The sequence below is a fragment of the Bacillus sp. SJ-10 genome, from assembly GCF_002843505.1.
Lineage (GTDB): Bacteria > Bacillota > Bacilli > Bacillales > Bacillaceae > Bacillus > Bacillus velezensis.
In genome coordinates, this window is record NZ_CP025258.1 from 1,520,068 (window position 1) to 1,532,748 (window position 12,681).

The 12,681-nt window shown below is 47.2% G+C and carries 14 protein-coding genes; 8 read left to right on the plus strand and 6 right to left on the minus strand.

All coding sequences use genetic code 11. The features are described 5' to 3' along the window. Nucleotides 1–9: 9 nt before the first annotated feature. Nucleotides 10–756: an acetoacetate decarboxylase gene (locus CXL14_RS07680; RefSeq protein WP_014418833.1), complete on the minus strand. Its 747-nt coding sequence runs from the start codon at nucleotides 754–756 to the stop codon at nucleotides 10–12. A gap of 121 nt (nucleotides 757–877) precedes the next feature. Between CXL14_RS07680 and CXL14_RS07685 the strand changes: the two genes are divergently transcribed. Continuing rightward, nucleotides 878–1,765 (plus strand): LysR family transcriptional regulator, encoded by an 888-nt coding sequence (locus CXL14_RS07685; protein ID WP_014418832.1) that lies wholly within the window; start codon nucleotides 878–880, stop codon nucleotides 1,763–1,765. Between the two features lie 112 nt (nucleotides 1,766–1,877). Here the strand turns inward: CXL14_RS07685 and CXL14_RS07690 are convergent, their stop codons facing one another. The 4 genes from CXL14_RS07690 to CXL14_RS07705 all read right to left on the minus strand — a co-directional run bounded on the left by CXL14_RS07690 (nucleotide 1,878) and on the right by CXL14_RS07705 (nucleotide 4,695). Further along, nucleotides 1,878–3,473 (minus strand): MDR family MFS transporter, encoded by a 1,596-nt coding sequence (locus CXL14_RS07690; RefSeq protein ID WP_007410079.1) that lies wholly within the window; start codon nucleotides 3,471–3,473, stop codon nucleotides 1,878–1,880. 20 nt (nucleotides 3,474–3,493) lie between these two features. Then, complete coding sequence (locus CXL14_RS07695; RefSeq protein WP_003151828.1) at nucleotides 3,494–3,955, minus strand: MarR family winged helix-turn-helix transcriptional regulator; 462 nt, start codon at nucleotides 3,953–3,955, stop codon at nucleotides 3,494–3,496. A gap of 138 nt (nucleotides 3,956–4,093) precedes the next feature. Continuing rightward, nucleotides 4,094–4,426, minus strand: a complete 333-nt coding sequence (locus CXL14_RS07700; protein WP_014418831.1) for a spore coat protein — start codon at nucleotides 4,424–4,426, stop codon at nucleotides 4,094–4,096. A gap of 11 nt (nucleotides 4,427–4,437) precedes the next feature. Next, nucleotides 4,438–4,695, minus strand: a complete 258-nt coding sequence (locus CXL14_RS07705; protein WP_015418171.1) for a hypothetical protein — start codon at nucleotides 4,693–4,695, stop codon at nucleotides 4,438–4,440. A gap of 89 nt (nucleotides 4,696–4,784) precedes the next feature. Between CXL14_RS07705 and CXL14_RS07710 the strand changes: the two genes are divergently transcribed. Next, the gene (locus CXL14_RS07710; RefSeq protein ID WP_014418829.1) at nucleotides 4,785–5,693 is read left to right on the plus strand and encodes a proline dehydrogenase family protein; all 909 of its coding nucleotides are present in this window, start codon (nucleotides 4,785–4,787) and stop codon (nucleotides 5,691–5,693) included. Nucleotides 5,694–5,722: 29 nt separating this feature from the next. On the opposite strand, the gene CXL14_RS07715 is transcribed toward CXL14_RS07710, so the two are convergent. Then, complete coding sequence (locus CXL14_RS07715; protein WP_003151836.1) at nucleotides 5,723–5,863, minus strand: YuzL family protein; 141 nt, start codon at nucleotides 5,861–5,863, stop codon at nucleotides 5,723–5,725. A 190-nt stretch (nucleotides 5,864–6,053) separates the two neighbouring features. On the opposite strand from CXL14_RS07715, the gene CXL14_RS07720 reads away from it, so the two are divergent. The 6 genes from CXL14_RS07720 to CXL14_RS07745 all read left to right on the plus strand — a co-directional run bounded on the left by CXL14_RS07720 (nucleotide 6,054) and on the right by CXL14_RS07745 (nucleotide 12,617). After that, entirely contained in the window at nucleotides 6,054–8,423 is a 2,370-nt protein-coding gene (locus tag CXL14_RS07720) for a 3-hydroxyacyl-CoA dehydrogenase/enoyl-CoA hydratase family protein (RefSeq protein WP_014418828.1), read from the plus strand. 10 nt (nucleotides 8,424–8,433) lie between these two features. Next, nucleotides 8,434–9,609: an acetyl-CoA C-acetyltransferase gene (locus CXL14_RS07725; protein WP_003151841.1), complete on the plus strand. Its 1,176-nt coding sequence runs from the start codon at nucleotides 8,434–8,436 to the stop codon at nucleotides 9,607–9,609. Nucleotides 9,610–9,628: 19 nt separating this feature from the next. Continuing rightward, nucleotides 9,629–11,413, plus strand: a complete 1,785-nt coding sequence (locus CXL14_RS07730; RefSeq protein ID WP_007613612.1) for an acyl-CoA dehydrogenase family protein — start codon at nucleotides 9,629–9,631, stop codon at nucleotides 11,411–11,413. Nucleotides 11,414–11,526: 113 nt separating this feature from the next. After that, nucleotides 11,527–11,883: an arsenate reductase family protein gene (locus tag CXL14_RS07735; protein ID WP_003151843.1), complete on the plus strand. Its 357-nt coding sequence runs from the start codon at nucleotides 11,527–11,529 to the stop codon at nucleotides 11,881–11,883. A 59-nt stretch (nucleotides 11,884–11,942) separates the two neighbouring features. Continuing rightward, nucleotides 11,943–12,326 (plus strand): glycine cleavage system protein GcvH, encoded by a 384-nt coding sequence (gene gcvH, locus CXL14_RS07740; protein ID WP_014418827.1) that lies wholly within the window; start codon nucleotides 11,943–11,945, stop codon nucleotides 12,324–12,326. Between the two features lie 54 nt (nucleotides 12,327–12,380). Then, nucleotides 12,381–12,617, plus strand: coding sequence for a YusG family protein (locus CXL14_RS07745; RefSeq protein WP_003151845.1), 237 nt, complete (start codon nucleotides 12,381–12,383; stop codon nucleotides 12,615–12,617). Nucleotides 12,618–12,681 lie beyond the last annotated feature (64 nt).

Genomic DNA, 12,681 nt, shown 5'->3' on the forward strand with positions numbered 1-12,681 from the left:
AACGTCTCCTTATTTTTCCTCTAAGTAGTTATAAACCGGCTGTGCTGCATTTAAGGTTAAATCCGTAATAATATGAGATGCTGAAACAACTTCTAGTACAGGCAAATCTGCAAGCGGTGCCAGAGCATGTTCAAATAATTGAAGCCGCGCCGGTCCAGTCCAGGCACCTTTAACTTCTATATTCGTTATTTGCGTTCTCACCAAATCACAAACCCTTAAATCACCATTGTAATCAGTAGCAATCTTCACCATAAAATTAGGTCGGCAAATTTCCCTTTTCGCTTTTTCCTTGTCCATTTCGAAATGTTTATATCCCATAGTCGCAGCTGCCACACGAAGACTGCCATAATCCAATGTGCCAACAAGAGTATCAGAGTCTATATACAGCTTAGGGGCACCCAATTTCTTTGGATATGCAGTAAGTTCCCGTCCGCTTGCAATAGCCGGGAAATTGTCTACATACATAGAATGAACATAATCTCCTTCTTCACCATTAAAGCTGACAGGGATGACTTGTCCCGCCTCTGTATAGGCACCAAGTCCGGAAACATCGGGCATCCACATCACTTCGAATTTCACTAAAGGTTCAGTAATTTCAAGAGGTTCCGGCACTGCCGCACGTAAAGCTTTTTCATCCGTTCGGTAAATAATATTAAGATATTCCCGGTTAACAAATTTATAGGTTGGGATAGGATAAGCAGGAGCCGTTAGTGGCGTATTTAAATTTTTTGCTATATCTTTCACATCAATTTTCATTGAATGACACCCTTTCCTTTTCTTTAACTATGCTATTATCTTACATCCGCATTTACATTTAATCTAATACATAATAAGGTATATATATATTTATTGAAATAAATGAGAGGGGTGCAGACAGATGGAATTGCTGCAGCTAAAATACTTTCAGACAGTTGCCTATACTGAACATATTTCTAAAGCAGCAGAACAATTAAAGATTGCCCAGCCTTCTTTAAGTCTCACTATAAAAAGACTTGAGAATGAACTGGGAACAACCTTGTTTGAGAGAAAAGGCAGAAATATTAAGCTGAGTTCAGCAGGGAAAATTCTTTTAAAACATGTAAACAGGATTTTTACTGAGATTGAAAATGCACAAACGGAAATTCAATTGGAGGAACATCAAATGTCTGACACCATCAGAATATCTATTTCCAATCCAAGATTCCTTGCAGGACTGATGAGTGAATATATCAACCGCTCCCCTCAATCAAAAATTCTCCAAGCAATCGGAGTTAAAAGCGAGATCATAACAAGTTTAAAAAAAGGGGACATTGATTTAGGAATAACAGGTCATCCGATTCAAGATGAAGAGATAGAGAGTTGTGTGCTGGTAAATGAAGATATTGTTCTGGCTTTGCCCTCAAACCACCGATTTACGGGTAAAACAGAAATTTCTTTACGTCTTGCCGCCGATGAACCATTTATTACCCTTGCTAATAATGAAGAGTACAGCGGTTTTACAGCCTCGCTTTGTGAGAAAGCCGGTTTCACCCCAAATATTGCATTTGAGGCAGATTCTCATTTACTGGTCGAGATTATAAAGCTGGATCAAGGTGTTGCGTTGCTTCCTATTTCAGTTTGCAGAACATTGGGGCTGAATTTTATAAAAGTGACTGATCACTCTGCTTCATATCCAGTCGGCTTATCTTGGTTAAGACATAAGCTGTTATCTTCTTCGATAAGAAATTTTCGTGACTTTATTATGTCGTACTATAAAGATAACTATGAAATGTTTAAGGTTTATTAAAGGGTTTCATCATTATTTTTTTGAATTTTTCCCCCAATTCCAATGAGGCGGAAGACTGGCCATTCCCAGATGATATAAAAAAATCCCGCGGCATCCGCGGGATTTTTCTTTGTTAAACGGCTTTCGCCTTTTCTTCTTGTTTGCCTGTCTTTTTGTTTGTCAGTTTAATTGATTTAACAAACAGCGTGAGGATCAATCCGGCAGCGATAAAGGCCAGGCCTGTGAAAAACACGCTGTGAAGCGAATCCATCAGTGACGTTTTCAAAACCGGCACGATATGGGAAGAAAATGCGGCCGGAATCTGCTTAATCGATTCCTGGCTGAACAGGGATTGAAGCAGCCCTTCAGGATTCTTGTCAATCATACCTTTAAACTGGGCGGCAAAGGCACTTGCCTGTTTCGGCAGTGAGTCTAAGTAAGGCACCAGTCTGTCGGTTAAAAGGCTTCCTGATCTGGCATTCATGACAGCGCCGAGCACCGTAATGCCGAACGTTCCCCCGATCATCCGGAAAAATTGGCTTGAAGAGGTCACAACACCCAGCTCTTCTTTTGAAAACGTTTCTTGCAGAGCGAGTGTGAGAAGCGGCATGACGAGCCCCATTCCCAGACCGATCACGGCCATATAGCACGTCGCCGCGAGCTTGCTTGTATCCAGCTGCAATGTCGTTAATAAGAAGAAGCCGACGGCCATGATCAGCATGCCGATCATGATTTGCGGTTTAATACCGATCTTATAAACCAGCTGGCCTCCGATAATACTTGTGATAATCATAGATACCATCATCGGCGTCATAATCGTTCCGGACGCGGTGGCGCTGACTCCGATAATTCCCTGCATAAAGAAAGGAACGAACGTAACGGCGCCGAACATGCCGATACTCATGAAAAAGCCGATCAGATTCAGTACGGTAAACGTTCTGTTTTTAAACAGGTACATCGGCAGAATCGGCTCCTTTGCTTTGATTTCAGCGAAAATGAATCCGACAATCCCGGCAAGCGCAAGCGCAAAGAGACCGAGAATCTGCCAAGAGCCCCATGCGTAATCCTTTCCTCCGAAGCTGAGCGCGAGGAGGAGGCTGACGATTCCGACGATCATTGTGAAAATGCCGGCGATGTCAAAGTTAATCGGCCCAGTCTGTTTTCTGCCTTGAAGTCCTCTTGCGATAAAGATCACGGCTAAAATTCCGACAGGCAGGTTGATATAGAAAACCCATTTCCAATTTAATGAGTCAACAATCCAGCCCCCGATTTGCGGGCCGATCACGGAAGCAAGCCCGTAAATCGCCCCGAAAAGCCCTTGGAACTTGGCACGCTGTTTTCCTGTGAACAAATCCCCGATGACGATCATAGCCATCGGCATCATGACACCGCCGCCGATTCCCTGAAGTCCGCGGAAAATAATCAGTTCCGTCATGTTGCTGGCCATTCCGCACAGTGCGGAAGCTCCCATAAAAATCAATAAACCTGACACATAGACGACGCGGCGTCCCAATAAATCTGCAAGTTTCCCCGCAATCGGAACGATCGTCGTCGAAGTTAAAAGATATGCCGTGGTCAGCCACGTCATCATGCTTAATCCCCCGAGGTCACCCACGATTTTAGGAATCGCCGTTCCTACGATGGTGCCGTCAAGGGCTGAGAAAAACATGGCGATGATTAAGCCGGTTATCAATAATGTGCGTTTTGGATCTTTCTTTTCAATGCTCATGTTTCGGCAGCTCCTCTATTCTATTCGTTTTCTTTTTGATCAGCCGCGTATTTCTCGGCGGCTTCCGCTACTTTGCGGATGATGTTCACGGACTGAATCAGTTCATCGTCAGTCAGAACGGACAGGTTTCGCGCCAGTATCGCTTTCCGTCCTTCCACAACATCTTCGAATTTTGTTTCGCCTTTTTTGGTGAGGCTGATGTCGATGACGCGTCTGTCCTGCTGGTTATGTTTGCGGACGATAAGTCCTTTTTGCTCGAGGCGGTCGGCCATCAGCGTCACTGCGCTCGGTTTTACCTCCATGCGTTCCGCAATTTCGGAAACTTTGCAGCTCCCGTGTTTTTTCAGGCTGGCTAAAACAAATAATTGGGCAGGCGTCACCTCGTGTTTTGCCATGCTTTCCACCATTTCAGGCTGTATGTTTTGCAGCAGCGTCTGAAGAGATTTCTGGATGTCAGACACATATTGATCCGCGTTTTTCATAACTCCTCCTCATCTTGTTCCTTGAGAAAATAATTAACATTAGTTAAATATAAATAAGGATTAATGATAAGTCAATCTTTTTGTGCAAAAATAAAAAAAGGATTGATGCTTGTCGAAAACATCAAATCCTTCTTCGTTTTACTGCTGATAGGGAGACTGCTGCTGAATGGTCTGCCGGAACTTCTCATACGATTGCTGAAGCTTTTGGGTATCGGCTGCTTCAATGGAATACCAGCCATTTTGAAACATCACATCGTATAATCTTCTTTGCGCTTTTTGTGACTCATCGAAAATCGCCTGAATATCTTGATAAAGAGACTCGTGGCTGAACTCGTGCAGGGCTGTGCAATATGAAGACGTGATGTATTTTTCCGTCGTCAGCAGCTCATTCACCAAGTCTCTGTCATTCATTTGCGCCGTATTGGGCACGGGCGTTTGCGGATTCGTGATTTTTTGATTTTGCTGTTCCATGTATTGTCCTCCTATTGCATATAGCCTGTTGTTGTCTGTCCGCCTTGATCGGGGTTCAAGCGGCCCAATATGTGCTGATAATGCTTCTGATGCATCCGGCCGATCTGATCAAGCTCTTGTTTTAACGTCTGATTCTGGCAATGTTCCGCCATAAAATGCGCTTTTTTCATGGCAAGCAGATTCCAGTTCAGCATGTCCTCAAGATACAAATGGTCTTTCGTTGAGATGACGGCAGGCGGCAAGTTTCCGTGCTGCTCTTGGTTGTTCATATAAACGCCTCCTTCAATTCTGTTCTTTTTAGCTTTCTCTGCGATCAGGATTTCATACACGAATAAAAGAAAAAGGAGGGAGTTCATCCTTGCTGCGGAACATATGTTTATTTTTGTCGAAAAATAAAATGCTTACAAAATTCGCCCAGGCTTACGGAATCCGCTTCGGCGCGGGAAGGTTCGTTGCAGGGGAAACACTCACAGAAGCTGTGAAAACGGTAAAGCGGCTGAACCAAAAAGGGCTGTCGGCTTCGATTGATTATCTAGGTGAATATGCGGGTTCAGAGAAGGATGCGAAAAGGACGGCGGAAGAATGTAAAAAAGCAATCAGGGCGATTGCCGAGAATCAACTGGATTGTGAGCTGTCTCTGAAATTAACATCCATCGGTCTGGATATTTCCGAGAAGCTCGCGGAACAGCATGTCAGAGACATATTGACGGAGGCAAAAGAACGCTGCGTGCCTGTAACGATTGATATGGAGGACTATTCAAGATGCGGCCGTACACTCGAGCTGTATAAGCGGTGCAAGCCGGATTTCCCGATGCTCGGCACCGTCATTCAGGCTTATTTGTACCGGGCAGCTGAAGACATCAGCGGTCTGATGCCATACAAGCCGCGGCTCAGGCTTGTAAAAGGCGCTTATAAAGAATCGGCGGCCGTTGCATTCCCTGATAAAAAAGCAACCGATCTTCATTTTCAGCAGCTGATTAAGCTGCAGCTTTTGAGCGGCCATGAAACGGCGATGGCGACTCATGACGATGACATCATTTCTTATACGAAAACACTCATAAGCGAACATCAAATTCCCCGGGAGCAGTTTGAATTCCAAATGCTGTACGGCATCAGAACGGAGCGCCAGAAGGAGCTTGCCGAAGAAGGATACAGGATGAGGGTGTATGTCCCGTACGGAACCGATTGGTACGGGTACCTGATGAGAAGAATCGCCGAGCGCCCGGCAAACGCGGCGTTTGTGCTGAAAGGGATCTTCAAAAAATAACGGCTGCTCCAAAAAGCAGCCGCAGCATGTTATTCCATGTTGTCTTTTTTATATTGCTGATTTTGGCTCGTCCGTTTGCCGCCGCCGTATTTTTGCTTCGGTCCCGCATTTCCTTTCATGCTGGCCGCGCTCACTGCGGCAGAAGACGGATCTTTTCTCCCTCGCACCATTCCCTTCACCTCCGGGTTTAAGTTTCCCGCCCGCGCCATGGAACATGCGGAAGCCGAAAAATTTAAAAAAATTCCATATTTGCTATTGAAGTCATCCTGAAAATCTTTTAAGATGAAAGAAGAAAAGGGTTTCATTTTTTTTGCCGAAAAAATGAATGACTATTCATTCAAAGTTCAAGGGGGATGACTCATGCACAAGTTTATAAAGAAAGCAGCCGTTCTCGGATCAGGCGTCATGGGGTCCGGAATTGCCGCGCACTTGGCTAACATCGGAATTCCCGTCCTGCTGCTTGATATTGTGCCAAACGAGCTGACAAAGGATGAGATGAAAAAAGGGCTGACATTAGAAAGCCCGGAGGTCCGCAGCAGGCTGAGCCGATCGGCCATGCAAAAGCTGCTGAAGCAAAAACCGGCGCCGCTGACTTCGGCTGCCAATCTCGACTATATAACTGCGGGGAATTTGGAAGATGACGCAGCTCAATTAAAGGATGCTGATTGGATTATTGAAGTCGTCGTCGAAAATCTTGACGTAAAAAAACAGATTTTCTCACTCGTTGATGAATACCGGAAACCGGGAAGCATCGTGTCGAGCAATACGTCCGGTATCTCCGTCACAAAAATGGCGGAAGGCCGATCTGCCGATTTTAAAGCCCATTTCTTAGGAACCCATTTCTTTAATCCGGCCCGCTACTTAAAGCTTCTGGAAATCATTCCGATTCAGGAAACAGATCCTGACGTGCTGGAGTTTATGACTTCATTTGCAGAAAACACGCTCGGGAAAGGTGTCGTCATCGCGAAAGACACGCCTAACTTTATCGCCAACCGCATCGGTACGTACGGCCTGCTGGTCACGGTAAGAGAAATGCTTTCTTCCGGCTGCCGCATCGGCGAGGTGGACACGGTGACCGGGCCTTTGATCGGCAGACCGAAAAGCGCGACCTTCAGAACCCTTGACGTTGTGGGGCTTGATACTTTCGCCCATGTGGCAAAAAATGTGTATGATAAAGCCGACGGCGCTGAAAAAGACATGTTTAAGCTGCCTGAATTTATGAATGACATGCTGAAAAACAATTGGCTGGGCAGCAAATCAGGCCAAGGTTTTTACAAAAAAGAAGGTAAAACAATATATGAACTCGATCCGCTGACCATGACATACGGTGAGCGCTCGAAAATGAAGACGCCCGCTTTAGAAGCCGCCAAACAGGCAAAGGGTGCCAAAGGCAAAATGAAAGCGCTTATATACTCCGATGACCGCGCCGGACGCCTGCTTTGGAATATTACATCGCAAACACTCTTATACTCAGCCCGGCTTTTAGGTGAGATCGCTGATGATATCAAAGCGATTGACGACGCCATGAAATGGGGCTTCGGATGGGAGCTCGGCCCGTTTGAGATGTGGGATGCCATCGGCGTCAGAAAATCAGCGGAGCGGCTCGAAGAAGAAGGCGCAGAAATCCCCGGCTGGGTGAAAGATATGCTTGATCAGGGCCATGAAACATTTTATATGAAGGAAAACGGAACACCATTTTACTATTCAGACGGCCAATACAGGGCTGTGAAAGAAAATCCGAAACGGATCAGCCTGCAAACGTTAAAAGAAACAAAAGGCGTTATCACTAAAAACAGCGGCGCAAGTCTGATTGATCTCGGCGATGATGTCGCGCTGCTGGAATTTCATACGAAAAGCAACGCGATCGGCTTAGACATTATTCAGATGATTGACAATGCGCTTGAGGAAACCGAGCGGAATTATAAAGGACTTGTCATCGGAAACCAAGGCAGACATTTCTGCGCGGGGGCAAACCTTGCGATGATTTTGATGGAAGCTCAGGATGATAACTTCATGGAAGTCGATTTTGTCATCCGCCGTTTTCAGCAGACGATGCTGAACATCAAATACAGCGCTAAACCCGTTGTCGCGGCGCCATTCGGGATGACACTCGGCGGCGGCACGGAAGTCTGTCTCCCGGCGGCACGCGTTCAGGCGGCGAGCGAATCGTATATGGGTCTTGTTGAAACCGGCGTCGGCCTTATTCCGGGCGGCGGAGGAAACAAAGAGCTGTACATGAATTATTTGAACGGCGGAAGTGAACTGATGGACGCGGCCATTAAAACCTTCGAAACAATCGCGCTTGCCAAAGTGTCCGGTTCGGCACACGAAGCCCGTGATATGCAGATTTTGTCCGCGGCAGACCGTGTCAGCATGAATCAGGATCACCTGCTGCACGATGCGAAACAGCTGGCTGCTTCCTTATATGACAGCGGATACCGCCCGCCTGCCCGCAAAAAAGTGAAAGTCACCGGAGAAACCGGCTGTGCGGCATTACTGCTCGGAGCAGACCAAATGAGACGGTCGGGTTATTTATCCGATCACGATATGAAGATTGCGAAGAAGCTGGCCCATGTCATTGCCGGCGGAAGAGTCCCGTTCGGCACGGAGGTTTCAGAAGAATATTTACTCGAGATTGAAAGAGAAGCCTTTTTAAGCCTCGCTGGCGAGGCGAAATCTCAAGCGAGAATGCAGCATATGCTCGTCAAAGGCAAACCTTTACGGAACTAGGAGGGTGTTTATGAGAGAAGCAGTCATTGTGGCCGGTGCGAGAACCCCGGTCGGTAAAGCGAAAAAAGGATCGCTTGCAGCCGTTCGTCCTGATGATTTAGGCGCGCTTTGTGTAAAAGAAACGCTGAAACGGGCAGGCGGCTATGAAGGAAATATCGATGACTTAATTATCGGATGCGCAACACCTGAAGCCGAACAAGGATTAAATATGGCGCGGAATATCGGTGCGCTGGCGGGGCTTCCTCATACGGTGCCGGCCATTACGGTGAACCGCTACTGCTCTTCCGGGCTCCAATCCATCGCTTACGGTGCTGAAAAAATCATGATCGGCGCGGGTGACACCGTCATTGCGGGCGGTGCGGAATCCATGTCGCAAGTTCCGATGATGGGGCATGTGACACGGCCGAATATCGCTTTGGCGGAGCATGCGCCTGAGTATTACATGAGCATGGGGCACACAGCGGAGCAGGTCGCCGAAACGTACGGCGTATCCAGAGAAGACCAAGATGCATTTGCCGTCCGCAGCCATCAGAATGCCGCAAAAGCCCTTAAAGAAGGCAAATTCAATGACGAAATCGTGCCGGTTGAAGTATCGCTGACAGAAGTCGGTGATGACCATAAGCCGCGGAAAAAACAATTTACCTTTTCACAAGATGAAGGCGTTCGTCCCGGCACATCGGCTGACGTCTTGGCGAAGCTCCGTCCGGCTTTTTCTAAAACGGGAACCGTGACGGCCGGGAACTCTTCACAAACAAGTGACGGCGCGGCGGCTGTCATGCTGATGGATCGCGAAAAAGCATCGTCGCTCGGGTTGGCGCCGCTTGTCAAATTCCGTTCCTTTGCCGTAGGCGGCGTTCCGCCTGAGGTAATGGGGATCGGTCCGATTGAAGCCATTCCGCGGGCGCTCAAGCTTGCCGGACTCGAATTACAGGATATCGGGCTTTTTGAATTGAATGAGGCCTTTGCTTCACAGGCCATTCAAGTCATCAGATCGCTTGGGATAGATGAAGAAAAGGTGAACGTCAACGGAGGCGCCATCGCGCTCGGACATCCGCTCGGATGCACGGGAACGAAGCTGACCCTGTCACTCATTCATGAAATGAAACGGAGAAACGAGCAATTCGGCGTGGTGACGATGTGCATCGGAGGCGGCATGGGCGCTGCCGGCGTATTTGAGCTCATTTAAAACAAGGGGGAAACGAAGCATGAAACAGGAAACGGTCAACGTCAAAAAAGGCGGCAGCTTTCTGATTGAAGAGACGGGATATGATCAAATATTCACTCCGGAGGACTTTACAGACGAACATAAAATGATCGGAAAAACGACAGAAGACTACGTCGTAAACGATGTGCTTCCTTATATTGATGAAATTGAAAATCATCAGTTCGAGCATTCGGTCAGACTGCTGAAAAAAGCCGGAGATCTCGGCCTCCTCGGAGCAGACGTGCCTGAAGAGTACGGCGGCATCGGCCTGGATAAAATCAGTTCAGCCTTCATTACGGAAAAGTTTTCACGTGCCGGCAGCTTTTCGCTGTCTTACGGCGCTCACGTCGGGATCGGCTCATTGCCGATCGTGTTCTTCGGAACGGAAGAACAGAAAAAAACCTATTTGCCGGACTTGGCTTCAGGACAAAGAATCGCGGCATACGCCTTAACTGAGCCCGGTTCAGGTTCAGATGCCCTCGGCGCGAAAACGACGGCTGTTTTGAATGAAGCGGGCACACACTATATTCTTAACGGAGAAAAGCAATGGATTACAAACTCCGCCTTTGCAGATGTCTTTGTCGTCTACGCTAAAGTGGACGGAGATAAGTTTTCCGCATTTATCGTAGAAAAGAACTATCCGGGCGTGTCAACGGGACCGGAAGAGAAAAAAATGGGGATTAAGGGTTCGTCGACAAGAACGCTGATTTTAGATCAGGCGGAAGTCCCGAAAGAAAACCTTCTAGGCGAAATCGGAAAAGGCCATGTCATCGCCTTTAATATCCTGAATATCGGGCGCTACAAGCTTGCCGTCGGCACAATCGGCGCTTCAAAACGGGTGATTGAGCTGTCCGCCGCTTATGCAAACCAGCGCCGGCAATTTAAAACGCCGATCTCAAGCTTCACGCTCACTCAGGAAAAGCTTGCGACGATGTCAGCGCGGCTTTACGCCATGGAGAGCTCTGTATACAGAACAGTGGGCTTATTCGAAGATAATATGAGCAGACTGACGGAAGAGGAGCAAAAAGACGGACGCGAAGTCGCGAAGTCAATCGCCGAGTACGCGATTGAATGCTCGCTCAACAAAATGTGCGGTTCTGAAACGCTTGATTACATTGCCGATGAAGGCGTTCAAATTCACGGCGGTTACGGATTTATGCAGGAATATGAAGTGGAGCGCGCTTATCGCGACTCAAGAATCAACAGAATTTTTGAAGGCACAAATGAAATCAACCGCCTGATCGTAACGAGCACGTTCCTGAAAAAAGCCGTAAAAGGTCAGCTGCCGCTCTTTGAAAAAGCAAAAGCGCTCCAAGAAGAACTCATGATGCTGATGCCTGAAGAGCCGGGCTCAGAACCTCTTGAACAGGAAAAATACATTGTCAGACAGGCGAAAAAGATCGCCCTCTTGACAGCGGGTCTCGCGGCGCAGAAATACGGCAAAGAGATCGAAGGCGAGCAGGAAATCATGGTGAACATTGCCGATATTGTCAGCGCGCTTTACGCTTTGGAATCTGCCGTCCTCAGAACGGAAAAAGCAATTGCGGCGGACGGTGCCGAAAAAGCCGCGCAGAAGCTGTTATATACGGAAATCTTTGCTCAGGAAGCCCTTCAGAACATTGAAGCGCACGCCAAAGAATCACTGATCGCCATGGAGGAAGGAGATTCCCTCCGCATGATGCTTTCCGTGCTGCGCAAACTGACGCGCCTGACGCCGAAAAACCTCATTCAGAAAAAACGTGAAGCGGCAGCCGCCGTCTTCCGTGAAGAAAAATATACGGTCTGATCACATGCTGAAAGCGCTCCTTCATCAGGGGCGCTTTTTCATGAAGCAACGTTATAGGTTTTTACAAGTGATTGTGTTAAAATAACGACGATCATTTACAAGGGGTGAAGAAGATGTCGTTAAATTTTTACTGGTACCCTAAATGCGGAACGTGCCGTAATGCGAAAAAATGGCTGGAAGACCGCGGTAAGGAAATAAACGAAATACATATCGCGGAGGAAACTCCGTCGAAAGAAGAAATTAAAGACCTCTATGAGAAGAGCGGTCTTGAGCTCAAAAAGTTTTTCAACACGAGCGGAATGAAATACCGCGAGCTGAACTTAAAGGAAAAACTGTACCATATGTCAGAGGACGAACAGCTTGAACTCCTGGCATCAGACGGTATGCTCCTGAAACGCCCGATTACGACAGACGGCGAAAAAGTCACTGTCGGCTTTAAAGAAGACCAATTCGAAAAATATTGGATGTAATGCCAGGTTCAAAGAATTATGGTATCTTCTTATTATAAGAAAAAAATGGAGGGATTTAGATGAGCACACCGAAAGAAATGCGTTATTCCAAAGAGCACGAATGGGTCAAAGTTGAGGACGGAAAAGCCCGTATCGGGATTACACATTTCGCGCAAGCCGAACTTGGCGACATCGTCTTTGTCGAGCTTCCGGAAGTCGGCGCCGAAATTAAAGCGGACGAGCCATTCGGCAGCGTGGAATCCGTCAAAACCGTATCCGAACTGTACGCACCGATTAACGGAACGGTGACGGAAGTGAACGAAGACCTTGATGACAGTCCTGAATTCGTAAACGAGTCTCCGTATGAAAAAGCGTGGATGATCGTCGTGGAACCGGCTGATGCTGAAGAAATCGAAAACCTCATGACTTCCGAGCAATATGACGAAATGACACAGGAAGACTGATCGGATAGCAAAGGGGCCATTTGGACATTCTATCTGTAACGGGAGGTGTCTAAAATGGCTTTTGATAAACAAAAGGTCGATGTGACGGAGAACGTTACGGGCCGCTTTCAAAACGGCCGGTTTTCCTTGTTTCATGAAAATGAAGCCATCGGCGAGATGACAGGCATGGACCAGTACGAGCTCAAACAGGGCTTTTCATTTGAAAATCAAAAATTTTATAAAACAGCCGATGTCATAAACGGCAGCGATCCGAAATATGTCGATTGCGATTATGAGAATGGCTGGTGTTAACAGTTGGCGGTGAATTTCACTGCCTTCTTTTTCAATCTGACGCTAAAACAATCGGCAGGTGACG